A 23,077-nucleotide genomic window follows, 5' to 3' on the forward strand; every position below is an offset into this window, starting at 1 on the left:
CCCACCAAACCCCGTCTCATCCAGCTCCGACTGGCGGGCACCCATCACTTTCCGCTATTTTCCCAACCTTTACGCCATCCGGCGCGACAGATCAGCCCCTCGGGAGCACGAGTGAGCATCAAATCCGACAAGTGGATCCGCCGCATGGCCGAGCAGCACGGCATGATCGAGCCGTTCGAGCACGGCCAAGTGAAGATGCGCGACAACACCAGGCTGGTGTCGTATGGCACGTCGAGCTACGGCTACGACGTGCGTTGCGCGCGCGAGTTCAAGATCTTCACCAACATCAACTCCACCATCGTCGACCCGAAGGCGTTCGACCCGACCAGCTTCGTCGACGTAGAGGCGGATGTGTGCATCATCCCGCCCAATTCGTTCGCGCTGGCCCGCACGGTCGAGTATTTCCGCATTCCGCGCAAAGTGCTCACCATCTGCCTGGGCAAGAGCACCTATGCTCGCTGCGGCATCATCGTCAACGTGACCCCGTTGGAACCGGAGTGGGAGGGCCATGTGACGCTGGAGTTCTCCAATACCACGCCGCTGCCTGCCAAGATCTACGCCAACGAGGGCGTGGCCCAGATGTTGTTCCTCGAGTCCGACGAGGAATGCGAGACCAGTTACAAGGATCGCGGCGGCAAGTACCAGGGGCAGCAAGGCGTCACGTTGCCGCGTACCTGAAGCCGTCGTTCGCAGTCCTTTGCGATCGCCGTCACGTTCACCTGAATGGTTGCCGTCCGGGCTCGATGCATCAGGCCGGGGCGGCGCTACACTCTTTTTGTTCACATCGATGCATTGCAGGAGATCCCGCATGACCCGTTTTTCCACGCTGCTGGCCCGCGCCGGCGCAGCCATCCTGCTGGGCAGCATGCTGGTGCTGGCCGGCTGTCACCGCGGCAGCGCCAAGGATGAAGTGCGCACCTCGGACATGAAGAGCCAGTTCGACGCGGTGATCCAGGCCTATAAGAGCGGCCAGTTCGTGGTCGACGGCGCCGTGCTGTCGGCGCTCGATACGGGCAGCCACTTTGCCTATCTCAAGGACCAGGGCAAGTTGCCCAAGACGGTGCTGCTGGAGCCCAGCGACGACTCCAAGGTGCGCAAGCAGCACCTGCAGTACATGGCCCGTCTGCAGATCGACTACGGCTTCACCGTGTACTACGACGATGGCGGCACGCTGAAGAAGATCAGCGTGGTCGACACCAAGGCGCGTGATCTGGACGATTACAAGGCACCGGTGAAGACCGAAGCCCCGCCGCCGCAGCAGCACATGTAAGTTCGCTGTTGCATTGAAAAAGCCCGCGGATTTCGCGGGCTTTTTTTGTGCCGATCGAAGCGGACATTTAGTCCTTCAGTGCGTCGCGCAACCTCGCCAGCAGCGAGGCCATGGCTTGGTCGCCATAAGGCACTGCCGCGCCGCTGCCCCAAACAGGGCCCGGCCACGCGGCATCGCCTTCGCGCCGGCCGACGACGTGCACGTGCAACTGACGCACGATATTGCCCAGGGCGCCGAGATTGAGTTTGTCGAACGCCTCCTGCGAGCGTAGCGCCTGCGAAGCGTGACTCACTTCGCGCCACAGCATGGTCTGCTGCTCGATGGGCAGATCGCAGATCTCCACCATGCCGGGCACGCGGGGAACCAGCACCAGCCAGGGAAAGCGCGCGTCGTTCATCAGCAACACGTCGCACAACTCGAGCGAGGCGACGTGGCGCGTGTCGTTGCGCAGACGCGAATCGAGCACAAACATCGTCTCGCTCATTTGCCTTGCGCCAGGTGTTGGTCGAAGAAGGCCAGCGTGCGCTGGTAGGCGAGCCTGGCGCTGGCTTCGTCGTATTGCGGCCCAACGTCGCGGTTGAATGCGTGGCCTGCGGGGTAGGTGAAGACGTCCATTTGCGGCAGCATGTCGCGGTGCTTCTGCACCGCTTCGGGCGGAATGGAGGTGTCCTTTTCGCCGAAGTGAAACATCACTGGCGCCTTGGGCTTTTCGCCCAGGAAGGCGACGTTGCGCGCACCGTAGTAACTGACCGAGGGCAGGCCCAGGCGCAGGGCAGAGAGCAGGGCGACGGTTCCGCCCCAGCAGTAACCCACGGTGCCGATGCGTCCGGCCGAGCTGATCGCCTCGGCGGCGCTGGCGACATCTTCCACCGCGCGATCCAGCCCCAGTTCGGTGACCAGCTCGCGACCGCGCTGCATGCCTTGGTTGTCGTACTTCAGATCGACGCCGGTCTCGAGATGATCGAAGAACGCCGGGGCGATGGCGGTATAGCCCGCCCGAGCAAAGCCATCGGCGACATGGCGGATATGCTCGGTGACGCCGAAAATCTCCTGGATCACCACGATGCCGCCCTTGGGCTTGCCCTCGGGCTGGGCAAGATAGGCGCCGATGCACTGCATCCGCGTGGTGTTGAGATTGATGTGCTGGCCCATGGGTCTGCTCCTGAGGCGGCAAAAGGCAATTCTAGCCATTCAGCAAGTCAAGCCGGTGTGGGGGCCGGGTGTGCGATACAATCTCCCGTTTTCCGCATAGTTACGGTCCCCACGCCATGTCGCAGGTCTCGCCCAAAGTCGGTTTCGTCAGTCTTGGTTGCCCCAAGGCGCTGGTCGATTCCGAACGCATCCTCACCCAGCTCAAGGTCGAGGGCTACGAGATCGTGCCCAGCTACGGCGCTGCCGATGCGGTGGTGGTGAATACCTGCGGCTTCATCGATGCCGCCGTGCAGGAGTCGCTGGACGCCATTGGCGAAGCGCTGCATGAGAACGGCAAGGTGATCGTCACCGGTTGCCTGGGCAAGCGCTCGGAGCTGATTCGCGAGGCCTATCCGGATGTGCTCGCGATCACGGGCCCGCAGGACTATGCGAGCGTGATGCAGGCCGTGCATGCCGCCTTGCCGCCACAGCGCAACCCGCTGCTGGACATCATTCCGGACACGGGCATCAAGCTCACCCCGAAGCACTATGCGTATCTGAAGATTTCCGAGGGCTGCAACCACCGCTGCAGCTTCTGCATCATTCCGTCGATGCGCGGCGACCTGGTTTCGCGCCCGGTCGATGAAGTGCTGCTGGAAGCCGAGCGCCTGGTCAAGGGCGGCGTGAAGGAGTTGCTGGTGATCTCGCAGGACACCAGTGCTTACGGCGTGGACGTGAAGTACGCCGAGCGCCAGTGGCGCGACAAGAGCTACCGCACGCGCATGACCGAGCTGTGCGAAGGCCTGTCGGAACTCGGCGTGTGGACGCGCCTGCACTACGTCTACCCGTATCCGCACGTGGACGAAGTGATGCCGTTGATGGCGGAAGGCAAGATCCTGCCGTACCTCGACATCCCGTTCCAGCATGCCAGCCCGCGCATCCTCAAGCTGATGAAGCGCCCGGGCAATATCGACAAGACGCTGGAGCGCATCCGCAACTGGCGCAAGGTGGTGCCTGATCTGACCATCCGCAGCACTTTCATCGTGGGTTTCCCAGGCGAGACCGATGCGGAATTCGAAGAGCTGCTCGACTTCCTGCGTGAAGCGGAGCTTGATCGCGTCGGCGCGTTTGCCTATTCGCCGGTGGACGGCGCCAAGGCGAATGAACTGCCGGGCGCGGTGTCGGAAGAATTGAAGGAAGACCGCCTGGAGCAGTTCATGGCGGTGCAGGCGGAAATCTCCGCCGCCAAGCTGCAGCGCAAGATCGGCCGCAGCATGAAGGTGCTGGTGGACGAGGCTGGCGCGAACGGCGCCGTGGCACGTTCGGCTGCTGACGCGCCTGAAATCGACGGCGTAGTGCACATCGCCAACGGCCAGTTGCTGAAGGCAGGTCAGTTCGTCGACGTGGTGATCGAAGCCGCCGATGAGCACGACCTGCACGCCCGTCTGGCCGGCTAAACGCGGTGGCGTGATGCGTTACGTCGCGCCGTCCCGCGAAAGCGTCGATCCCGCGGTATTCACGCGCTGGCCGCTCGTCGGCTGGCGTGAATATGCGAGCTGGATGCAGGGTCCGCGCTGGCCCTCCATCGATGAACTCAACGAGGCCAGGCCCGCCGGGCAGCGCGAGCGTTTCGTCGCGCAGACGGCGGCCTTGCTCGATGATGGCTTGCACTACGAGCAGCGCATTGCCGCGCGTGGCGAGATCGCCACGCGCGAAGCGAACTGGCACGATCTGTTCAATGCCTACGCCTGGTTGCGTTATGCCTCATTGAAGCGTGCGCTCAATGCGCAGCAGATGGCGGAGATAGCAGTCATGGGCACGCGCGCTCGATCGCGCGCCCAATATGCGATGACGCACTTCGACGAAGCGGGCGTGATCGTGATCCTGAAGGATCGCCACTTGCTCGATCTATGGGACAGCCACGATTGGCACGGCCTGTTTTGGCGTGAGCGCAGCGCGTGGACCGATGGCCGGGCCTCTCTGCAGGTGTTTGGCCATGCCTTGCTCGAACACGCGCTCAGCCCGGGCAAGCTGCTGGTGGGCAAGGCGCTCGCCTTTGTGGGGCATGGCGGCGAGGGCGAGGTTGTGGCGGCCGCGATCGATGGCATCCGTGCGGGGCACTTGCTGCGCGATCCCCTGGACCTGCGACCCTTGCCCCTGTCGGGCCTGCCGGGATGGCGGGCAGACAGCGAGAAGGAGTCGTTTCACCTGCACGCCGAGTGCTACCAGCCGCGTCGCGAAGGGCGCGCCTATCCCTCGCCGGTCGAGCTCTGAACCACCGTTACGTCCCTGCAACAAATTGCGGCGGCCTGCCAATCGCGCTACAACGAAGCCAGCGGGGCTGGGGAGCGCGCATGGAAACGGCTGGTCGGGTACGCGTTGGACGGGGACCTGGATGGTGGCTCCGCACACTTTGTGTGGCCTGCCTGCTGGTGCCTGCCGTGCGCATCCGCGCCGACGACGTGGTGCAGGGGGCAGCTGATCAGCCCATCCACTTCGGCATCTTGCCCATCGGCAGTGCGGCGGAATCGCGCGAGCAATGGCGCCCGTTGCTGGAAGACCTTGAGCGCAAGCTCGGTCACCCCGTCACGACCGTTTCCGTCAGCAGCTATGCGGGTCTTTCGGGAGCCATTGGCGACCAGCGCGTGGACATTGCATTCCTGTCAGGCCGTCTCGCCATCGAGGCGGTGGAGTACCAGCACATGAGCGTGGTGGCGCAATTCCTGCGCAAAGATGGCGCAAAGGGCAATAACGCCATGCTGATCGTGCGCGCGGATAGTCCGATTCACTCGCTCAAGGAGCTGCTCGCCAAACCCGGACGCTGGCGCTATGCGCGCGGTGAAACCTTGTCGGTCACGGGCTATGTGGCGCCGGAGGCAGAGGTGTTTGCGCCCAAGGGACTCAACTCCGATACGTTTTTCGCCCGTGTGCGCGTCGGCAACCATCAAAACAATATCCTTGCCGTGGCCAACGGCGAGGTGGACGTGGCGACCTGCAACAACCCCGATCTGGACCTGTTCCGCCGCAATTTTCCGGTGGAAGGCACGCAACTGCGGGTGATCTGGCGTTCTCCCTTGATTCCTTCCGGCGTGCTGGTGGTACGCGATGGCATGAGTGAGCCCTTGCGCGGCCAGTTGATCGCTTTCATGCGCGGCTATGGTCAGGCGCCCGGTGCCGCCGGCGATCGCGAGCGGGCCAATCTCGCCCGCATTCCCGACCTGGCTGGTTTCGCCAAAGCCGACAACAACGTGCTGCGGCCCTTTGTCGACCTGGAATTTCGGCTGATGCGCGAGCAGGCCATGCACGCCCGTTGGGTGAACGACCAGGCCAAAACGCTTCGGCTCAAGCAGATCGATGCGGACTATCAGCACGCGATGAAGCAACTTCTGCACGACTGAGCGGTCATTCAACTGCCCGATGCTAGGGTGACGCCTTTGCCAGCCAGGCTGGCAGCTTCCCGGAGATACCTATGCCTGCTTTTGATCGTGTCGTTGCTGCGTGCCGCGTGGCCGTCTTCGCCTTGGTGCTAGGCGCCACGAGCCTGGTGCACGCACAGGGGACACTGCCGGCGCTGCCGGATGCGGACAAGCAACAGATCAAGAAATACACGCTCAGCGACGACACGTTCGGACGCCTTGCCGCCGCGACGCGCGAGGCGCGCGCCACCGGTATTCCGCCGCAGGCGGCGCCGGATGCCAGCAAGGTGCACAGCCTGGACGACCTGGCCAATCAGGCGATGGCAGCGGATCCGCGCATCCCGGCGCTGGTGAAGAAATATGGCTTCACGCCGCGCGAATTCATGCTCGCCAATATTGCCTTGATGAATGCGGTGATGGCCGTGCAGGCGCGCAACGATCCGGCGTTGTCCAGCAACCTCAACCAGGTATGGGTCAACGCGGACAACATCCGTTTTGTCGAGTCGCATCAGGCTGACGTGCAGGCGCTGCTGCAGGGGCGGTGATCAGTAGCTCACCGCCACAATCACAAAGCGCGTGCGGCCACTGGGCAGCTCGGCTTCGAATTCATCATCCAGGCGCTTTTTCAACACCGCACGGGCCAGCGGCGAGTCGATGCTGATCCAGCCCTGGCGGGCGTCGGTCTCGTCCGGTCCCACGATGCGGTAGACGACGCTTTCGCCGGAGTCGACGTTCTCCAGTTCGATGCTTGCGCCGAAGAACACCAACTCCCGATCCGCCGGCGAGCCCTCGGCCACCTTGAGCGACGGAATGCGCTTGCTGAGATAGCGCGCGCGGCGATCGATTTCGCCAAGCTGCTTTTTGCGATAGGTGTATTCGGCATTCTCCGAGCGATCGCCCTCGGCCGCGGCGGCCGCCAGTGCTTTGACCACTTCCGGGCGCAGCGTATGCCACAGGTGATCGAGCTCGGCCTTGAGCTTCTCGAAGCCTTCGCGCGTGATGATGGCGGTGGATGAAGGCGAGGGTGGGCGCCAGCGGCTCATGCTTGGATCAATCCATTGCTTTGCTTGTCGCGTTGATCTTAGCCGGGCTGGCGCCTGAGCGGTGGCGGGAGCGACATCCGTGCGCTCCCGTCAGCGGTTTCAGGGTGAATTGACCATCGCGTCCATGTCGCTGACGTTCATCGGGCCAAAAGCGACCGTGTCGGTGTGCGAGGCGATGAATTGGCGGAATTCGATCGACGACTTGGCGCCTATGGTCAGGCCCTTGGCCTTGGCCGCATCGTCTTCCTTCTTCTGTTGCGCGTCGGTCAATGCGGGTGCGATGGCGATGTAATCCCAGGAATCGCCCTGGTAGTGCGCATACCACTGCGCGCGGGGAAGTCCGAGCTGTTTGTCGATGGCATCGCGATCGGCCATCCATTTGAGAAAGGCCTCGTGTTTGCCGGGCGCGACACGATAGAGCGAAATGACCGCGCGGGGCGGCTCCTTGGCTGCCGAGGTATTTTGGGCGAAGGCGACGGGGGTCGCCAGCATCAGGCCCAGCCATACGAACTTGCCGATGAAGTGACGCATGAAACTCTCCTTGTGCACCAGGTGTGAGCCGGTCGTGTCGACGGCCGCTGAGCGCCGGAATCGCTTGCGGACGGGGCGGTGCACCAAAGGAGTTGGCTTGCGCACGCTACACCCGCCTCCGGGCAAGCCGCAACACCACGAATGACTAGTCGATGGCGGGCGCCTGAGTGATGCGGGGACCCTGTTGCAGTTGGGCCGCGTGCGCGATTAGCGCTGGATGCAGCGGATGCTCTGCCCACGCCGCGGCCAGCTTGCCAAGCAGCACGGCTGCCTCGGCGTGTTTGCCGAGCCGCTCGGCCATCTGGTGGGCGGCGAGCAGGCCCAGGCGCGGGCCTTCGATCGATCGCGGCCAGCGCGCGAGGAAGCCCCGGCATAGTTTCAGCGACAATCGCGTCATGCCCGAGCTGGACGCGAGCTCGGCCAGCGTGGCAACGATTTCCGGTGCATCGGGCAGAAAGTTCGGATCGATTTCCACACATTCCTGCACCAGCCCTAGCGCGCGACGTGGCTCGCCGTTGGCCATCTGCGCCGCGATCCAGATCTGCCCATGCTCAAGCAAACCTGCCGTCAGGCCTTCCTGCTTCAGCAGCTCGCGATACGCCTGATGCAGCGATGGTGGTGCACTGTGTCCCTGCATGCGTTCCACCAGCATGCCGATGGCGGCGCGGCGGTCGACCTTCGCCATGTCGCGCACCGCGGTCAGCAGGCGTTCGTCGTCGTCTTGGCCGCTCTCGCGCGCCAGCACTTCGGCTTCGGGCTGCAGATCGAAACGCTCGTGATGCCGATGGATCATGACGCCCATCAGATGCAGATTGAAGATGATCAGGTAGGTGTACCCGAACGCGAGCAGCGGCTGCCACAGTATGGCCGGCAGGCTGGGCCGCAGCAGCGATGGCAGCATGATCAGCAGGCCGGTGACGAGGTTGATGACCACCGGGAGGAAATAACCCGCACCCAGCCGTCCGATCACCTTCTGCCAGTGCAGCGGATTGAAAGCGTTGGACTCGTCGCCGAAGGCCAGCGACATGTCGATGGCCGGCAGGGTGAGCGAGCAGAACAGGATCAGCGGCCAGAACATCGGCGCATAAATCAACTTGCAGGCAACGCAGGCGATGACCACCAGCATGTGCAGCAAGGTGAGCGCGCGGCCGGCCGCGGCGTTTTCATCCAGGCCGACATCGGGCGGGTCGGCAAAGCCATTGGCGGTATGCACCAGGCAGGCCGCCGCGTAGCGCCAGCGCGCCAGCCACAGGAAAAAAGCGAAGCCCATGCCGATGACGCCGGGCAGTATCGTCAGGCCCTGGCCCAGCCCCAGCAACACGCAGGTGGCCAGCGCCGTGCCGCGCAACGGATAGGACAGGCCCGCGATCAAGCGGTCCGCCAGCGGCGCTTGTGGCGATACGGGTTTAGGTCGCGGCATGCGCAAGCGTTTGAACCTCAGGCAGCAATACTTTGAGTGCTAGGGAGCGCGAACGCACGTGATGAAGCCATGCTTTTCCAGCCAGCCATCTTTGTGGTGCCGGCATAGAAAACGTCCCATCGAGCCGTTGGCATAAAGCAGCAACAGCACGACCAGGACGGTCACCAGAACCACGGCGATAACGCGTGTCTGCGACATGCGAGATCCTTCAGCGCTTGCCGCCGAAAATGCCGCCCAGCACACCACGCACGATCTGCTGGCCCAGGCGCGAACCCGCCGCGCGCACGGCCGACTTGGCCATCGCTTCGACCATGCCCTGTCGGCGGTTGGTGCCAAGCAGGATCTCGCGTGCCGCATCCGTCCAGCCACCGCTTTGCTGCGGCGCTGCACCGGCCGGCGCCTGCTTGGCCACCACCTGTGGATCGGCCGCTTTTTCCGCGGCGCGTTTGGCGAGCATTTCTGCGGCCGACTCGCGATTGATCGCCGTGTCGTACTTGCCTCCCACGGGCGAGCGCTGGCGCACGGTGGCGCGTTCTGCATCGGTGATCGCGCCGATGCGTGCCGTGGGCGCAGTCACCATCACGCGCTCGACCGGCGAGGGCACGCCGCCGTCGCGCAAGGTCGACGCCAGCGCTTCGCCCACCGCCAGTTGGGTGATGACCTCGCTCACGTTGATCTTGGGATTTGCCACGAACGTTTCGGCAGCGGCACGAACTGCTTTTTGATCGCGTGGCGTGAACGCACGCAGCGCATGCTGCACGCGATTGCCGAGCTGACCGAGGATATTGCCGGGCACGTCATCGGGATTCTGCGAGCAGAAGTACACACCTACACCCTTGGAGCGGATCAGGCGCACCACCTGTTCCACACGCTGCATCAGCGCGGGCGGTGCGTCGTCGAACAGCAAGTGCGCCTCGTCGAAGAAGAACACCAGCTTGGGTTGATCCAGATCGCCCACCTCAGGCAGTTGTTCGAACAATTCCGACAGCAGCCACAGCAGAAACGTGGAATACAGACGCGGCTTGAGGATCAGTTGATCGGCGGCCAGCACATTGATCACGCCGCGGCCGCTCATGTCCTGGCGCATCAGATCGGCCAGTTCCAGCGCGGGCTCGCCGAAGAACTGGTCGGCGCCATCTTGTTCCAGCTTGAGCACGGCGCGCTGGATCGCGGCAATGCTCTGCGTGCTGATAAGACCGTAGTGGGTGGAGATGTCCTTGGCGTTTTCGCTGGCGAAGCCAAGCATGGCGCGCAGATCCGACAGGTCGAGCAGCAGCCAGCCCTGGTCGTCGGCCACCTTGAAAATCACTTCGAGCACGCCTTCCTGCGTGTCGTTGAGTTCCAGCACGCGACCAAGCAGGGTAGGGCCCATCTCGCTGATGGTGGCGCGCACCGGATGGCCGAGCTTGCCGTAGATGTCCCAAAAGATCACCGGATTGGCCTGCGGCTTCCAGTCGTTCAGATGGAGCTTGGCCAGCCGCGCCTTGAGCTTGTCGCCAGGTTCGCCCGCGGCCATCGACAGGCCGGCCAGGTCGCCCTTCGCATCGGCCAGAAAGCAGGGCACGCCGAGCTTGGAGAAACCCTCGGCCAGCACCATCAGCGAGACCGATTTGCCGGTGCCGGTGGCGCCCGCAATCATGCCGTGGCGATTGCCGTAGCGAGGGTCCAGGCTCACGTTGCCGCTGTCGTTGCTGCCGATCAAGATCTCAGTCATGGCGTTCCATCCATAGGGTGCACTTCGATTGTAGCCATGCATCAGCTTCTTGCGGTCGCCCGCTGAATCAGGACATTTCCGGTTGAGTCCCTGCTCCGTGCGCAGTAAGGTCGCCGCTTCGGCCTGGCAGTGAAGTCATACATGGTTTTCCCCGTCGTACACCGCTCCCTGCGCATGGCTTCTCTTGCCGTTGCCGCGACACTGATGGCCGCGTGCTCCAGTGGCGGCGGCAGCAAGCCAGTCGCGCCCACGCCACAGGCCAATCAGCTTTATGCGCAGTTGGACCAGGCCAGCAAGGGCTATGAAACGGCATTGACGCAGGCGCGCGCCGGTAACACACAGGCCTCGCAGCAGACGCTCACCGCGGCGCTCGATCAACTGCAGAGTGCGTCCGCGCATTGCCCGTCGACGCCAGGCTGCGATCCGCAGCGTTTCTTTTCCGCGTTCGATCGCCTGTTACGCCTGAAGGATGGCAACTTCGATCTGGGCGACGACATGGGCAGCATGGGCAGCATGGGCGCCGACCTGCCCGAAGGCAGCGAAGCCGGCAAGACCGGTGCGGCCAGCCTGCCCGAGGCGCAGCGCAGCGTGACCCTGCTGCGCGGCCAGCAGTTGTCCCAGTTGATCGCCATGAATGGTCCGGTCAAGGCGGCGCTGGAGATGTGGCTCACCCAGTGGCGCGGCAACCTGATGGATGCCTACGTCAACTACCAGTTCCTGCGCTACCAGATGTGGCCGGAATACCAGAAGCAGGATCTGCCCGAGGCGTTGCTGTTCGGCATCATGGCCAAGGAGTCGGGCGGCAAGGTGCATGCCGTGTCGCGCTCCGGCGCTGCCGGCCCGCTGCAGTTCATGTACGCCACCGGCCTGCGCTTTGGCCTCAATACGGAAGATGGTTTTGACTCGCGGTTCGATCCTGCCGAGTCCGCGCGTGCCAACGCGGAGTACATGGACGAGCAGCTCAAGGCGTTCAACAACAACCTCGAGCTGACGCTGGCCGCCTATAACGGCGGTGAGGGCCGCATGCGCCGCCTGGTCGGCGACAACACCACGGTGAGCCTGTACGACCCGACCATCTACAACCAGCTCTCGCAGGAGACGCGCGACTACGTGCCGTCCGTGCTGGCGGCCGCATGGCTGTTCCTGCATCCGGAGAGCTACAACCTGCGCTTTCCGCACGTGGATGGCGCGCAGGGCAGCGTCGTGCTGAAGCGTCCCGCCTCGCTGACCGAGCTCACCGTGTGCCTGGGTTCCGCTGCCGGCATGCAGGACGGCTGGTTCCGCACTTTGCGCAACCTCAATCCGCGACTGGACCCGCAGGTCAGCCAGCCCGCCGGCGTGCGCATCCTGCTGCCCAAGGTGCTGGAGAAGTCCTATGAGGCGCGTTGCACCAGTGGTCCGTGGCCGATCCTGGCGAACGATCTGCACACCGCGGTGATCCCGGTGGTGCCGTCTTCGCCGTCACCGCCGCCCGCCGCGTCGTCGCGCAACGCCAGCACCTCGCGCACCCGCAACTATACGGTCAGGCGCGGCGATACGCTCACCAGCATCGTCAGCAAGGTGAGCTGTTCCTCGGTGCAGGAGGTGTCGGAGATGAACGACCTCAAGCATCACCAGATCAAGCCGGGGCAGGTGCTGAAGTTGCCGACGTGTCGGTGACGGCTGCTGAAACGAAAACGCCGCCTCGAAGGGCGGCGTTTTTTTTGCGCGAGCTATGAGCCATTTTTAATGGCTTCGTCCTTGCCACTCGTCATGCCGGCTCAGGCCGGAATCCAGTGACCTCAGTGTCGGGTGTTCGCAAAGCGTCCGGAGGCTGTCTGACTCTCGCGACAACTCAACCTGGTCGCCGCTGGATTCCGGCCTGCGCCGGGATGACGGTGAGGAGTAGGGCGGCTATCCGAGATGTTGAACAGGCTCTAAGACTCAGGCCGCGGCGGGTGCCTGCATCCATGCCTGCATGGGATCGGCGCGATGATCTTCCTTCAGCCCGCGCAGCAGCCGCATCAGGTCGCGGTGGTGCGGTTGCAGGTTCGGGTGCGGTGTGTTCTTGGTCTCGTGGTAGGCCACGGCCAGCCACAGCGCGATGCCGCGCATGGCCACTTCGGGATTGTCCGAGCGGGCGCGGGCAAGGCCGATCTCCGTACCCTGGCCCCAGGGCAGATAGCGCTCTTCCGGGGGCGTGCCGTACAGATGCGGAAAGTCCCCGCGCGATGCCTGGCCGATTTCACGCAGCGCCATGGTGCCGAGGCGGGCGCGGCTGCGCTTGGGCAGGGCATGGATCTGGCGCTCGATTTCGCGCAACTGCCTGCCTAGCTGGCGACTGCGGTTCATCGCGATGAGTCGGGTGACGATGCGCATGGACGGTCCTCGGTCTGGCCTGGGGATGGCGCTCGCGCAGGGCGTCGCCGAGCGGGAGCATAGCCGCGCCCGGCCCGGGGAATGCGCCAAAAAGGTCACAAAACGACGAAACGCGTCACTCGTGGCGTCAAACTATTGACGCCCGGCTTGCTTAAGCCCCGACTTCCACACCCAGGCGCTGACCCACCTGCACATGCTGCTGCGGGGCCAGCTGGTCCAGTTCCGCCATGCCTTCGGGGAACAGCATGATCACGGTGGAGCCCATATTGAAGCGGGCCATCTCGGCGAAACGCTCGAGGGTGATCTGTTGGCCGACGAACGACTTGCGACGGATCGACGAGGCATACGGCGGTATCACCAGCCCGTCCCACACGGTGGCCACGCTGGACACCAGGATCGCGCCCACCATCACCACGACGAACGGGCCGTGCTCGCCGTCGAAGTGGCAGACCAGCCGCTCGTTGCGCGCGAACAGGCGCGGAATCGCCTCCACCGCAAACGGCGCCACGCTGAAGATGCGGCCGGGCACATGCACGGTTTCCCTCAGCGTCCCCTTCAGCGGCATGTGCACGCGGTGATAGTCGCGCGGCGACAGATAGATGGTCGCGAAGCGCCCATTGCGGTACGGCGTGGCGCTGGCCTCGTCGCCAAGGAGTTCGGCGGCGGTGTACTCCTGGCCTTTGGCCTGGAAGATGCGCCCATCGACGATCTTGCCCATCTGGCTGATCTTGCCGTCGGCCGGCGAGAGCAGGGCCTTGGCATCGGTATCCGCGCGGCGCGCATCCTGTCTCAGCTTGCGCGTGAAGAACGCATTGAAGTGCTGATAGGCCAGCGGATCGGGCTGCGCCGCCTCGGCCATGTTCACCTGATAATTGCGCACGATGGTGCTGATCAGGAAGTTCTTCCACGGCTTGAAGGTCCAGCGCGTGGCCCAGTAGACCACCCGCGACAGCGCGCGGTGGGGCAGGATGTATTGCAGGAGTACGTTGAAGGTCATCCCGCAAGTATGAACGATGACGGCAGCGAATGCGCCGGGGCCGTGCCGCGGGTGAAAAGGTCGGCGGCCACGCGGCCGCCGACCTCGTTCATCAGTGACCCGAACCCAACAGGGACCAGCCGGCCGGATAGCTGGCGATAGGGGTGGACTGCCAGATGTTCGCACCGGGCGTGAACGCCCCGAACGTACTTGTGTACCAGGTCAGACGTCCTGGCGCCCTCGGACTGGTGGCTGCGTTGGCGGTGTCGTTGCCCCAGATCAGTACGGCTTCGTTGGCGCCATCCATATTGCCCGTGGCACCCAGGTAGTCACCGGGGTTGATCGGGAAGCTGCGGATCGCGTTAAACGTGGTCTGTCCCACGTTGCCCTGCTGGTCGTAGTAGCGCACCCATTCGTACTGAGTGAACTGCATGGCCGCATCGTTTTGCACATAGACGTTGATGCCACCGCCGTCACCGGCGATCGCGGCGCCGATGATGTGTCCCTGCGGGTCGACGTTGCCAAGGAAGCTGGATGTGAAGCCCGCATCCGTGCCCGTCCACAGGTAGACGTCGTGCGCATCGCTGGTCCACAGCAGATCAAGGTGGTTGCTCATCATGAAGTGACCGAACGCTGCGACGTGGTAGCCGCAAGTCGCCTTCACGACCTTCTTTTCCAGCACAGTTGCACCCTGCATGCGCCAATAGCCGAACTCGCACTTGCTGTCGTTCCACCACAGCAGATCGGCATTGTTGTCGCCGTCGATGTCACCGGCCCCCAGCAATTGCCAGCCTTCCGGATACGAGCCGATGCGGGTGGAGTCGAAGCCCGTACCGTTCGATGCCCACAGGAATAGCTTGCGCTCGGCGTTGGCCAGTACCAGGTCGACCATGCGATCGCCGTTCAAATCACCCACGGCCCCCACGTAGTAACCGGCTGGCACATGGAAGGCCTTTTTAGCCCCCTGGGCGTACGGATAGGGGAAGGTGTCCGAGTCGGTATATGCCGTCAGCCAAAAGCCGACCTGATTCTTGGCGGCGTTGTACCAAAGAATGTCACTGACGCCATCGCCATCGACATCGTTCGGCGCGACATAGGAGTAGTCCGCACGAAAGACCTCGTTGGCCTCTTGGAGGAACGAGGGCCAAGGTGCCGCCGTCGTCGAACCACTGTCTTGCGCCCATGCAGGCGCAGCGAAACCCGCAGCCAATGCGGCCGCGATGACCAGCTTCCTTACGTTCATGTTTTCCCCTTGATGAGTGAATGCAACCCAGCGGACAGGTCCCCTCCCATGGCTGGTCGCGCGGGGATTCTCGCGAGCACTCTTTGAACCCCACAATTGGCCAAATGGCGTGCTAGCCGGTAATTGTGAAGTGCATCCGCTTTTGGACGGCCGGTGCCGCTTTCAGTGGCGGCGGGCGGCGCCTGGCTGGCAGCGGCTATACTGTGCGACCCCTTTCACGCCCATGAGCCCGCCGTGACTCACGAACTCGCCTCCATCATCGATTTCATCCGTTACGGCGCCAGCCGCTTTTCGGCGGCCGGGCTCACCTTTGGGCACAGCCACGACAATCCCATCGACGAGGCCACCCACCTGGTGCTGGCGAGCCTGCACCTGCCGCCGGATATCCCGCCTGCCTATGGCGCGGGCAAGCTGACTGGCGAGGAGCGCGAGCGGGTGCTGGCGCTGATCGAGCGCCGCGTCAATGAGCGTTTGCCGGTGGCTTATCTGGTGGGCGAAACCTGGTTTGCCGGCCTGAAGTTCAAGAGCGACCGCCGCGCCCTGGTGCCGCGCTCGCCGATTGCCGAGCTGATCGAATCGGGCTTCCAGCCGTGGCTCGATCATCGCCATGTCGAGCGCGCCCTGGACCTGTGCACGGGTTCGGGCTGCATCGGCATCGCCATGGCCGAGTTCAACCCGGACTGGCAGGTCGACATTGTCGACATCAGCGACGACGCGCTGTCGCTGGCGCGCGAGAACATCGCGTTCCAGCACGTGGAAGGCCGCGTCGAGGCGGTGAAGTCGGACCTGTTCAACGGCCTGAAGGGCCGTCGCTACGATCTCATCGTGTCGAACCCGCCCTATGTCACCGAAGACGAATACGCTGCATTGCCGGGCGAATACAGTCACGAGCCGAAGCTCGGCCTGACTTCGGGCGAGGACGGCCTGGACATCTGCGTGCGCATGCTCAACGAAGCGGCCGACTACCTCACTGAAGACGGCCTGCTGATCGTGGAAGTGGGCGAGAGCGAGCGTCAGCTGGGCGAGCTGCTGCCGGAAGTCCCGTTTGTGTGGATCGAGTTCAAGGTCGGTCCCATGGGCGTCTTTGCGCTGGAGCGCCGCGATCTGATCGAGCACGCCGAGGCGATTCGTGCGGCGGCCGAGGCGCGCAAGGGTCGCTGAGCGATCATGCAGCTGACCACGGCGCGGTTGCGTATCGATGCCCTGCACGAGGGCGATGCGGCCGCGCTGTTTGGGTATCGGGCCGATCCCGCTGTGTCTCGCTACCAGGGGTGGTGTCCGCAGACGCTGGCCGATGCGGATAGTTTCATCCGAACCCAAATGGCACTGGATAAGCCGCCGCAGTGCCGCTGGATGCAGCGCGCTATTCGCAGCAGCGATGACGGCGCGCTGCTCGGCGATATTGGCTTCTGCCTCTCCGCTGAGCAGGCCGAGATCGGCATAACCATCGCGCCCTTTGCGCAGGGGCAGGGCTACGCCCGTGAGGCGCTGGAGGCGCTGTTTCATGCATTGTTCGGCAGCCTGGGCGTCCATCGGGTCTATGCGTCAGTCGACCCGCGCAACACGCCGAGCATGGCCCTGCTGACGGCGGTCGGCATGCGCCAGGAAGCCCATTTCCGCGAGAGCCTGCTGTTTCGCGGCGAATGGGTGGACGACGTGGTGTTCGCCTTGCTGGCACGCGAATGGCGCGATCGCCCCGCGAACGACGCAGGATTTGCTGCATCGCGCTAAGCTGTGGCGGTTATCCCGCAGACGATCGAGCCTCGTGTCCAGCAACTCCTTCGGCAAACTGTTCACCGTCACCACGTTCGGCGAAAGCCATGGTCCGGCCATCGGCTGCGTCATCGACGGATGCCCGCCGGGCCTGTCGATTGCGGCCGAAGAATTCCGCACCGATCTTGATCGTCGCGCCACCGGCAAGAGCCGCCACACCTCGCAGCGCCGCGAGGCGGACGAGGTGGAGATTCTTTCGGGCGTCTACGAAGGCAAGACCACCGGCACGCCGATCGCCTTGCTGATCCGCAACACGGATCAACGCAGCAAAGATTACGGCAATATCACCGAGACCTTCCGTCCGGGACACGCCGATTACACCTATTGGCAGAAATACGGCATCCGCGATCCGCGTGGCGGCGGTCGTTCGTCGGCGCGTGAAACGACCATGCGCGTGGCGGCGGCGGTGATCGCGAAGAAATGGCTGGCCGAGCGCTACGGCGTGCGCGTGCGCGGCTATCTTGCGCAGATTGGCGATATCACCCCCGGTTCGTTCGACTGGAATGTGGTCGAGCAGAATCCGTTCTTCTGGCCCGATGCGCACGAAGTGTCCACGCTGGAGTCGTACATGGATGCGCTGCGCAAATCCGGCGATTCCGTCGGCGCGCGCGTGAACGTGGTGGCCGACGGCGTGCCGCCCGGCTGGGGCGAGCCGATCTACGGCAAGCTCGATGGCGATCTCGCCTCGGCGCTGATGTCGATCAACGCAGTGAAGGGCGTGGAGATCGGCGATGGCTTCGGCGTGATCGCCCAGCACGGCAGCCAGCATCGCGACGAGATGGCGATGGACGGCTTTGCGTCCAACCATGCCGGCGGCATTCTCGGCGGCATCAGCACGGGGCAGGAGGTGCTGGCCTCGATCGCGCTCAAGCCGACCTCGAGCATCCTCATTCCCGGCCACAGCGTGAATCTGGCCGGCGAGGCGGTGGACGTGGTGACGAAGGGCCGTCACGACCCCTGCGTCGGCATCCGCGCCACGCCAATTGCCGAGGCGATGATGGCGCTGGTGCTGATGGATCACGCGCTACGCCATCGCGCCCAATGCGGCGACGTGGGCGAGGTATCGCCCCGCATTCCCTGAGCTTGCCCGGTTCCTGCGCGAGCCGGGCCTGGAACGAAGAAGATCGTTGATGACTGCCAAACCGAAAGTCTGGGTATCGCGCCCTCTGTTTCCCGATGTGCTGGCCCGCCTGGCCGAATATTTCGAAGTCGACGCGGAAGCGGTGGAGCATCGCCACTCGGCCGATGAACTCAAGCACAAGCTTGCCGGCGTCGACGCAGCCATCGTTGGTCTGGCCGATCGCGTCGATGCGAGCGTGCTCGAAGGCAATACGCGTCTGAAAGTCGTGGCCAACCTTGGGGTCGGCTACAACAACCTGGATCTGGACGCCTTGACCCGCGCCGGCGTCCTCGCCAGCAACACGCCGGACGTACTGAACGAAAGCGTCGCCGACTTCGCCTGGGCGCTGATGCTCGCCGCCGCCCGTCGCGTGGGCGCCGCGGAGCGCTGGCTGCGGGCCGGGCAGTGGCCGGGCAGCAACATGCGCTTCGACGACTGGCTGGGCCTGGATGTGCATGGCCGCACGCTGGGCATCCTCGGCATGGGGCGGATCGGGCAGGGCATCGCTCGTCGCGCCGCGGGCTTCGATATGCGCGTGCTCTATCACAACCGCTCGCGCCTCCCGGAAATGATCGAGCGTGAGTGCCAGGCCACCCTGGTCAGCAAGGCCGAGCTGCTGCGTCAGGTCGACTATCTGGTGCTGGTGTTGCCGTTCACGCCGGAGAACCGCCACGCCATTGGCGCCCCTGAGCTGGCCCAGATGAAGCGCTCGGCCGTGTTGGTGAACATCGCCCGCGGCGGCATCGTCGATGACGCCGCGCTCGCAGTGGCGCTGCGGGAAGGTAAGCTGGCGGCGGCCGGGCTGGACGTGTTCGAGGGCGAGCCGGCCGTGCATGCGGACCTGCTGGCGCTCGACAACGCCGTGCTCAGCCCGCATATCGCCAGCGCCAGCGAAGAAACCCGCCGGGCCATGGCCAACCTGGCGGCGGACAATGTGATCGCAGCGCTTGGCTTGGGCGAGGCGGCGGGAAAACCGCCGACCGCGCTCAATCCGGCGGTTTTGGCGCGTGGGTCTGCCCATAAAGCGTGATGACATTCACGCCCGCGCGTGTCGCAGGTTGTTTTGCGCGCCGCCCCGGCTAGATTTCCGCTAACGCGGAGATCGGGACGGTTTTCCGATTCCTCCTACCTGATTACGGAACATGAGCAAGAAGAGCAGCTACAAGGTGGCAATGGTCGGCGCCACCGGCGCCGTGGGCGAGACCCTGCTGGCGATCCTGGCCGAGCGCGAATTTCCGATCAGCGAGCTGGTGCCGCTGGCCAGCGAGCGCTCCGCGGGCGAGAAAATCAGCTTCGACGGCAAACAGATCACCGTGCGCAACCTTGCCGACTACGATTTCGACGGCGTCGATATCGCGTTCTTCTCGGCCGGCGGTTCGGTCAGCCGCGAACACGCGCCGCGCGCGGCCGCCGCTGGCGCCGTGGTGATCGACAACACGTCCGAGTACCGCTACCAGGACGATATCCCGCTGGTGGTGAGCGAAGTGAACCCGCACGCCATCGCCGACTACACCGCGCGCGGCATCATCGCCAACCCCAACTGCTCGACCATGCAGATGCTGGTGGCGCTGGCGCCGATCCATCGCGCGGTTGGCATCGAGCGCATCAATGTGGCCACTTACCAGTCCGTCTCCGGCGCCGGTCGCAGCGGCATGGAGGAGCTGGGCAAGCAGACCTCCGCGCTGCTCAGCTTCCAGGAAGTGGAAACCAAGAAATTCCCCAAGCAGATCGCCTTCAACGTGATCCCCCACATCGACGACTTCCAGCCCAACGGCTACACCAAGGAAGAAATGAAGATGGTGTGGGAGACGCGCAAGATCCTCGAGGACCGCACCATCCAGGTGAACCCCACCGCGGTGCGCGTGCCGGTGTTCTACGGCCACGCCGAGGCGGTGCACATCGAGACGCGCGAGAAGATCAGCGCCGAGCATGCGCGTGAGCTGCTGGAACGCGCCGACGGCGTGGTGGTGATGGACGAGCGCAAGGCCGGTGGCTATCCCACCCCGGTGGGCGATGCCGCCGGGCAGGACCCGGTCTTCGTGGGCCGCATCCGCGAGGACATCTCGCACGAGCGCGGCCTGGACATGTGGATTGTCGCGGACAACATCCGCAAGGGTGCGGCGCTCAACGCCGTTCAAATCGCAGAACTTCTGATCGAGGACTATCTGTAATGAAGCATGTGCTGACCGGGTTGGTGATGTGTGCTCTGGTATCCGTGGTACCCGCTCGGGCGGCACAGCCGTCAACCTCGCCGGCCGCACAGGCCGCCGATCAGAAACAGTTGGACCAGGCCATCGAGAAGCAGCAGGCCGCGCTCAAGCAGCTGCAGGGCGACGTGGCGCGTGAAGAAAGCAAGTCTCACGACACCGATGCCAAGCTCAAGCAGCAGGATCAGACCATTGCCGAGCTCCAGGCCCAGCTGAAGGCCGCGAAGGCGGCACCCCCGTCCACCGGGCATTGAGGCAGGTGGCGACCCCCGGGTCGCCGTTTTACGAGAACAAGCACCTGCAAAGTGCTGTAAATACTGATCAACGCTATTGTTGATTGGCTTGTATCTAACTAAAGTGACGCCTCGTTGCAGGCGCTGCCGTATTTCGGCATGCGGATAAGAAAACGTCACGGGGTCGTTCGGGGGAAACACGATGAATCGTTCGTTGAAGCTGTCGATGCTGCTGGCGCTTGCCCTCGGCAGCAGCCAGGCAGCCGCGCTGGAACTGGGTCAGATCCAAGTGAAATCCGCCCTCGGGCAGCCGCTGCTGGCCGAAATTCCGCTCAATCCCGCCAACGCGGGCGAGCTGGAGAATCTCACGGCCCGGTTGGCTTCCTCCGAGGACGCCGCCCAGGCGGGCGTCGCGGCGGGTCCTACGGTTCCCCTTTCGTTCGCCGTGGTGGACGGCGCCAACGGCAAGAAGGTGATCCGGATCACCAGCGCCGCCCCCGTCAATGACCCCTATCTCGACCTGCTCGTCGAGGTGAACAACGCCTCGGGCAAGAGCCTGCGCGAGTTCACCATCTTGCTCGATCCGCCGGGCAGCGCCGTCAGCAGCGTGCCGGCGACGCGTGCGCCGACCCAGTCCAGCGGCAAGTCCTCCCGCCGCGCCGCGGCGACCCCGCCGGCCGCGACCAGCACCGAATCCACGGCGGCCGCACCGGCACCGGCGGCGGAGCCCAAGCCGGCCAAGCCCGCGCCGACGCCGCGCGTGGCCGCCAATGGCAGCTTCACGGTGGAACGCGGCCAGACGCTCTCCGCCATCGCGCACGAGACCGCGCCGCAGGGCGTGGACATGAACCAGATGCTGGTGGCCCTGAAAACGGCCAATCCGGATGCCTTCTACCGCGACAACATCAACGCCTTGAAGAGCGGCGCCGTGCTGCGCGTGCCCTCCAAGGAAGACGCCCAGTCCATGACCGCCGAGGCCGCGGTGGCCGAAGTGCGTCGCCAGAACAGCGATTGGCGCTCCGGTGCAGCTCGCACGCCGACCACCGTCGCCGATGCCGGCACTCGCGCCAACGCCTCCTCCGCGCCCACCTCCGGCGCGGCCGGTGGCGATCACCTGGCCCTGGTCCCTGCGAAGGAAGGCTCGGACAACGCGGCCGGTCGTGGCGGCAAGGCCGACAAGGCCGCCGCCGAGAAGGGCATGGCTGCGCTGCACCAGGACCTCCTGCGCAGCCAGGAAGCCCTGACCTCGCTGACCAAGCAGGGCGATGAGCTCAAGTCGCGCCTGAAGGATCTGGAAGACATCAACAGCAAGAACGAACGCTTGCTGTCGCTCAAGGACAACGAGATCGCCGAGCTGCAGCACAAGCTGGCCGACGCCCGCAAGCCGGGTAGCCAGCCGGCCGCAGCGGCCTCGGCGCTTGCCTCGGCCCCTGCCAAGGCCGCCTCGGTGAAGACGGCCGAAGCCGATACGGTGGTGAAGGCCAACGAGCCGGCCACCACGCCCGCCGCTGCAGCCACGGCTCCGTCCGTCGCTGCTGGCACGCCGGCAGCCAGCGCCAGCGCGCCGGCCCACGCCAGCACGGCGGCGCTCGCGGCTGCCAAGCCGACGCCGGCCAAGCCGGTGGCGAAGCCGGCCCCGGTGGCCGACGAAGAACCCTGGTTCATGCAGACCTGGGCCTGGGGTGCGGGCGCCGCTGTCGTCGTGCTCGGCCTGCTGGCCGCGCTGCGTGGACGCAGCCGCAAGACAGCCGCCCCGGCTGGGGCAGGCGCTTCGTCGCTGGCCGATCGCTTCGGCACCGTCCCCAACGGCGACGGCCTCAGTGCCGATCCCGATCAGGACGAGCTGCTCGACCAGCTCGCCGAGCATCCGGATGACATCGGCCTGCACCTGGAGCTGGTCAGCCTGTATTACAGCCGTCGCGACGTCGATCATTTCGAGGCCGCCGCCGAAGCCATGCACGCCCACATCTCCGACGAGCAGCAGCCGGAGTGGGTCGACGTGATGCACATGGGCGAAGACCTGGTGCCGGAGCATCCGCTGTTTGCCCATGGCGCGGTGCATGCCCACGCCCATGGCGACGACGAGCACGAGGCACTGGATCAGTTTGATCTGGGCAACTATGCCAAGGATCACGACGACATCCCGCCGATCCCGACGCCGTCGGTGCAGCATGCGCCGAAGGTCAGCGGCTATCACTTCGACTTTGACCTGACCCCGCGCCCGGCGCAGGGGCAGGCCGGCGCTGCGGCATCGTCCGCCGCGAAGGAAGAGCCGGCAGACACGAGCTGGCACTTCGAAGAGCCCGAGGGCGAGACCCTGGTCGAAGAGCACGCGCACAGCGTGAGTCACGGCCTGGATCATGATCTGGAAGCGGAAGGCGAGCACACCCTCGGCAACCAGCTCGGCGGCCATTTCACCGACGATCCGGTGGATACCAAGCTCGACCTGGCGCGCGCCTATCTCGACATGGGCGATCCGGATGGCGCACAGGCCATGCTGGACGAAGTCCTGCACGAAGGCACGCAGATGCAGAAGGATGTGGCCAAGCGACTGCTTGAGAGCATCCGGTAAGTAGTGAAGCCGGCGGCTGCGCCGCCTGTGAATGGTGAATAGAGTAGAACGGCGCCTTGGGGCGCCGTTT

General features: G+C 64.6%; 24 protein-coding genes. 14 read left to right on the forward strand and 10 right to left on the reverse strand.

What is annotated here, in order from left to right; genetic code table 11:
* Positions 1 to 111 precede the first annotated feature (111 nt).
* Together dcd and AC1DMY_RS04920 are read left to right on the forward strand one after the other, a co-directional pair.
* A complete protein-coding gene (gene dcd / locus AC1DMY_RS04915; protein WP_477163871.1) occupies positions 112 to 678 on the forward strand; it encodes a dCTP deaminase in 567 nt (188 codons plus the stop codon).
* Between the two features lie 130 nt (positions 679 to 808).
* Positions 809 to 1,270, forward strand: coding sequence for a hypothetical protein (locus AC1DMY_RS04920; protein WP_477163872.1), 462 nt, complete (start codon positions 809 to 811; stop codon positions 1,268 to 1,270).
* 67 nt (positions 1,271 to 1,337) lie between these two features.
* Here the strand turns inward: AC1DMY_RS04920 and AC1DMY_RS04925 are convergent, their stop codons facing one another.
* Positions 1,338 to 1,754, reverse strand: coding sequence for an HIT domain-containing protein (locus AC1DMY_RS04925; RefSeq protein ID WP_477163873.1), 417 nt, complete (start codon positions 1,752 to 1,754; stop codon positions 1,338 to 1,340).
* On the reverse strand, positions 1,751 to 2,422 hold the full coding sequence (locus AC1DMY_RS04930; RefSeq protein WP_477163874.1) for a dienelactone hydrolase family protein: 672 nt from the start codon (positions 2,420 to 2,422) through the stop codon (positions 1,751 to 1,753). Before AC1DMY_RS04930 ends, AC1DMY_RS04925 begins: the two co-directional genes overlap by 4 nt.
* 116 nt (positions 2,423 to 2,538) lie before the next feature.
* Here AC1DMY_RS04930 and rimO point away from each other — a divergent pair, with 116 nt between their 5' ends.
* From rimO to AC1DMY_RS04950, 4 genes are all read left to right on the forward strand, one after another.
* Positions 2,539 to 3,858, forward strand: a complete 1,320-nt coding sequence (gene rimO / locus AC1DMY_RS04935) for a 30S ribosomal protein S12 methylthiotransferase RimO (RefSeq protein ID WP_477163875.1) — start codon at positions 2,539 to 2,541, stop codon at positions 3,856 to 3,858.
* Between the two features lie 13 nt (positions 3,859 to 3,871).
* A complete protein-coding gene (locus tag AC1DMY_RS04940; protein WP_477164192.1) occupies positions 3,872 to 4,675 on the forward strand; it encodes a DUF3025 domain-containing protein in 804 nt (267 codons plus the stop codon).
* A gap of 143 nt (positions 4,676 to 4,818) precedes the next feature.
* A complete protein-coding gene (gene phnD / locus AC1DMY_RS04945) occupies positions 4,819 to 5,799 on the forward strand; it encodes a phosphate/phosphite/phosphonate ABC transporter substrate-binding protein (protein ID WP_477163876.1) in 981 nt (326 codons plus the stop codon).
* A 71-nt stretch (positions 5,800 to 5,870) separates the two neighbouring features.
* Positions 5,871 to 6,362 (forward strand): hypothetical protein, encoded by a 492-nt coding sequence (locus AC1DMY_RS04950; protein ID WP_477163877.1) that lies wholly within the window; start codon positions 5,871 to 5,873, stop codon positions 6,360 to 6,362.
* On the opposite strand, the gene greB is transcribed toward AC1DMY_RS04950, so the two are convergent.
* From greB to AC1DMY_RS04975, 5 genes are all read right to left on the reverse strand, one after another.
* Entirely contained in the window at positions 6,363 to 6,860 is a 498-nt protein-coding gene (gene greB / locus AC1DMY_RS04955) for a transcription elongation factor GreB (RefSeq protein WP_477163878.1), read from the reverse strand.
* A 99-nt stretch (positions 6,861 to 6,959) separates the two neighbouring features.
* A complete protein-coding gene (locus AC1DMY_RS04960; RefSeq protein WP_477163879.1) occupies positions 6,960 to 7,391 on the reverse strand; it encodes a hypothetical protein in 432 nt (143 codons plus the stop codon).
* A 145-nt stretch (positions 7,392 to 7,536) separates the two neighbouring features.
* A complete protein-coding gene (locus AC1DMY_RS04965) occupies positions 7,537 to 8,811 on the reverse strand; it encodes a hypothetical protein (protein ID WP_477163880.1) in 1,275 nt (424 codons plus the stop codon).
* A gap of 39 nt (positions 8,812 to 8,850) precedes the next feature.
* The gene (locus AC1DMY_RS04970) at positions 8,851 to 9,009 is read right to left on the reverse strand and encodes a hypothetical protein (RefSeq protein ID WP_477163881.1); all 159 of its coding nucleotides are present in this window, start codon (positions 9,007 to 9,009) and stop codon (positions 8,851 to 8,853) included.
* Positions 9,010 to 9,019: 10 nt separating this feature from the next.
* Positions 9,020 to 10,525, reverse strand: coding sequence for a helicase HerA-like domain-containing protein (locus tag AC1DMY_RS04975; RefSeq protein ID WP_477163882.1), 1,506 nt, complete (start codon positions 10,523 to 10,525; stop codon positions 9,020 to 9,022).
* Between the two features lie 141 nt (positions 10,526 to 10,666).
* On the opposite strand from AC1DMY_RS04975, the gene AC1DMY_RS04980 reads away from it, so the two are divergent.
* Positions 10,667 to 12,184 (forward strand): transglycosylase SLT domain-containing protein, encoded by a 1,518-nt coding sequence (locus tag AC1DMY_RS04980; RefSeq protein ID WP_477163883.1) that lies wholly within the window; start codon positions 10,667 to 10,669, stop codon positions 12,182 to 12,184.
* Between the two features lie 264 nt (positions 12,185 to 12,448).
* Here AC1DMY_RS04980 and AC1DMY_RS04985 read toward each other — a convergent pair whose 3' ends face one another.
* From AC1DMY_RS04985 to AC1DMY_RS04995, 3 genes are all read right to left on the reverse strand, one after another.
* A complete protein-coding gene (locus tag AC1DMY_RS04985; RefSeq protein ID WP_477163884.1) occupies positions 12,449 to 12,883 on the reverse strand; it encodes a hypothetical protein in 435 nt (144 codons plus the stop codon).
* Positions 12,884 to 13,034: 151 nt separating this feature from the next.
* Entirely contained in the window at positions 13,035 to 13,880 is an 846-nt protein-coding gene (asd, locus tag AC1DMY_RS04990; RefSeq protein ID WP_477163885.1) for an archaetidylserine decarboxylase, read from the reverse strand.
* Between the two features lie 91 nt (positions 13,881 to 13,971).
* The gene (locus tag AC1DMY_RS04995) at positions 13,972 to 15,102 is read right to left on the reverse strand and encodes an FG-GAP repeat domain-containing protein (protein WP_477163886.1); all 1,131 of its coding nucleotides are present in this window, start codon (positions 15,100 to 15,102) and stop codon (positions 13,972 to 13,974) included.
* Positions 15,103 to 15,336: 234 nt separating this feature from the next.
* Here AC1DMY_RS04995 and prmB point away from each other — a divergent pair, with 234 nt between their 5' ends.
* The 7 genes from prmB (at position 15,337) to AC1DMY_RS05030 (ending at position 23,007) form a co-directional block, all read left to right on the forward strand.
* Positions 15,337 to 16,263: a 50S ribosomal protein L3 N(5)-glutamine methyltransferase gene (gene prmB, locus AC1DMY_RS05000; RefSeq protein WP_477163887.1), complete on the forward strand. Its 927-nt coding sequence runs from the start codon at positions 15,337 to 15,339 to the stop codon at positions 16,261 to 16,263.
* Positions 16,264 to 16,269: 6 nt separating this feature from the next.
* Positions 16,270 to 16,833 carry a GNAT family N-acetyltransferase gene (locus AC1DMY_RS05005; RefSeq protein ID WP_477163888.1) on the forward strand — a complete coding sequence of 188 codons (564 nt, stop codon included), beginning with the start codon at positions 16,270 to 16,272 and terminating at the stop codon, positions 16,831 to 16,833.
* Positions 16,834 to 16,867: 34 nt separating this feature from the next.
* A complete protein-coding gene (aroC, locus tag AC1DMY_RS05010; protein ID WP_477163889.1) occupies positions 16,868 to 17,956 on the forward strand; it encodes a chorismate synthase in 1,089 nt (362 codons plus the stop codon).
* A 49-nt stretch (positions 17,957 to 18,005) separates the two neighbouring features.
* On the forward strand, positions 18,006 to 19,025 hold the full coding sequence (locus AC1DMY_RS05015) for a 2-hydroxyacid dehydrogenase (RefSeq protein WP_477163890.1): 1,020 nt from the start codon (positions 18,006 to 18,008) through the stop codon (positions 19,023 to 19,025).
* Between the two features lie 112 nt (positions 19,026 to 19,137).
* Positions 19,138 to 20,166 (forward strand): aspartate-semialdehyde dehydrogenase, encoded by a 1,029-nt coding sequence (locus AC1DMY_RS05020; RefSeq protein WP_477163891.1) that lies wholly within the window; start codon positions 19,138 to 19,140, stop codon positions 20,164 to 20,166.
* Positions 20,166 to 20,456: a hypothetical protein gene (locus AC1DMY_RS05025; protein WP_441603472.1), complete on the forward strand. Its 291-nt coding sequence runs from the start codon at positions 20,166 to 20,168 to the stop codon at positions 20,454 to 20,456. The genes AC1DMY_RS05020 and AC1DMY_RS05025 overlap by 1 nt, the downstream gene beginning before the upstream one ends.
* A 181-nt stretch (positions 20,457 to 20,637) precedes the next feature.
* On the forward strand, positions 20,638 to 23,007 hold the full coding sequence (locus tag AC1DMY_RS05030) for a motility hub landmark protein FimV (protein WP_477163892.1): 2,370 nt from the start codon (positions 20,638 to 20,640) through the stop codon (positions 23,005 to 23,007).
* Positions 23,008 to 23,077 lie beyond the last annotated feature (70 nt).

The sequence above is a fragment of the Dyella sp. 01L423 genome (assembly GCF_056399945.1).

Excerpts from the sequence above, each read along its gene's own strand:
- AC1DMY_RS04920 (WP_477163872.1), top strand. The coding sequence starts at position 809 with ATGACCCGTTTTTCCACGCTGCTGGCCCGCGCCGGCGCAGCCATCCTG.
- AC1DMY_RS04925 (WP_477163873.1), bottom strand. The coding sequence starts at position 1,754 with ATGAGCGAGACGATGTTTGTGCTCGATTCGCGTCTGCGCAACGACACG.
- AC1DMY_RS04930 (WP_477163874.1), bottom strand. The coding sequence starts at position 2,422 with ATGGGCCAGCACATCAATCTCAACACCACGCGGATGCAGTGCATCGGC.
- rimO (WP_477163875.1), top strand. The coding sequence starts at position 2,539 with ATGTCGCAGGTCTCGCCCAAAGTCGGTTTCGTCAGTCTTGGTTGCCCC.
- AC1DMY_RS04940 (WP_477164192.1), top strand. The coding sequence starts at position 3,872 with ATGCGTTACGTCGCGCCGTCCCGCGAAAGCGTCGATCCCGCGGTATTC.
- AC1DMY_RS04950 (WP_477163877.1), top strand. The coding sequence starts at position 5,871 with ATGCCTGCTTTTGATCGTGTCGTTGCTGCGTGCCGCGTGGCCGTCTTC.
- greB (WP_477163878.1), bottom strand. The coding sequence starts at position 6,860 with ATGAGCCGCTGGCGCCCACCCTCGCCTTCATCCACCGCCATCATCACG.
- AC1DMY_RS04960 (WP_477163879.1), bottom strand. The coding sequence starts at position 7,391 with ATGCGTCACTTCATCGGCAAGTTCGTATGGCTGGGCCTGATGCTGGCG.
- AC1DMY_RS04965 (WP_477163880.1), bottom strand. The coding sequence starts at position 8,811 with ATGCCGCGACCTAAACCCGTATCGCCACAAGCGCCGCTGGCGGACCGC.
- AC1DMY_RS04970 (WP_477163881.1), bottom strand. The coding sequence starts at position 9,009 with ATGTCGCAGACACGCGTTATCGCCGTGGTTCTGGTGACCGTCCTGGTC.
- AC1DMY_RS04975 (WP_477163882.1), bottom strand. The coding sequence starts at position 10,525 with ATGACTGAGATCTTGATCGGCAGCAACGACAGCGGCAACGTGAGCCTG.
- AC1DMY_RS04980 (WP_477163883.1), top strand. The coding sequence starts at position 10,667 with ATGGTTTTCCCCGTCGTACACCGCTCCCTGCGCATGGCTTCTCTTGCC.
- AC1DMY_RS04985 (WP_477163884.1), bottom strand. The coding sequence starts at position 12,883 with ATGCGCATCGTCACCCGACTCATCGCGATGAACCGCAGTCGCCAGCTA.
- asd (WP_477163885.1), bottom strand. The coding sequence starts at position 13,880 with ATGACCTTCAACGTACTCCTGCAATACATCCTGCCCCACCGCGCGCTG.
- AC1DMY_RS04995 (WP_477163886.1), bottom strand. The coding sequence starts at position 15,102 with ATGAACGTAAGGAAGCTGGTCATCGCGGCCGCATTGGCTGCGGGTTTC.
- AC1DMY_RS05005 (WP_477163888.1), top strand. The coding sequence starts at position 16,270 with ATGCAGCTGACCACGGCGCGGTTGCGTATCGATGCCCTGCACGAGGGC.
- AC1DMY_RS05015 (WP_477163890.1), top strand. The coding sequence starts at position 18,006 with ATGACTGCCAAACCGAAAGTCTGGGTATCGCGCCCTCTGTTTCCCGAT.
- AC1DMY_RS05020 (WP_477163891.1), top strand. The coding sequence starts at position 19,138 with ATGAGCAAGAAGAGCAGCTACAAGGTGGCAATGGTCGGCGCCACCGGC.
- AC1DMY_RS05025 (WP_441603472.1), top strand. The coding sequence starts at position 20,166 with ATGAAGCATGTGCTGACCGGGTTGGTGATGTGTGCTCTGGTATCCGTG.
- AC1DMY_RS05030 (WP_477163892.1), top strand. The coding sequence starts at position 20,638 with ATGAATCGTTCGTTGAAGCTGTCGATGCTGCTGGCGCTTGCCCTCGGC.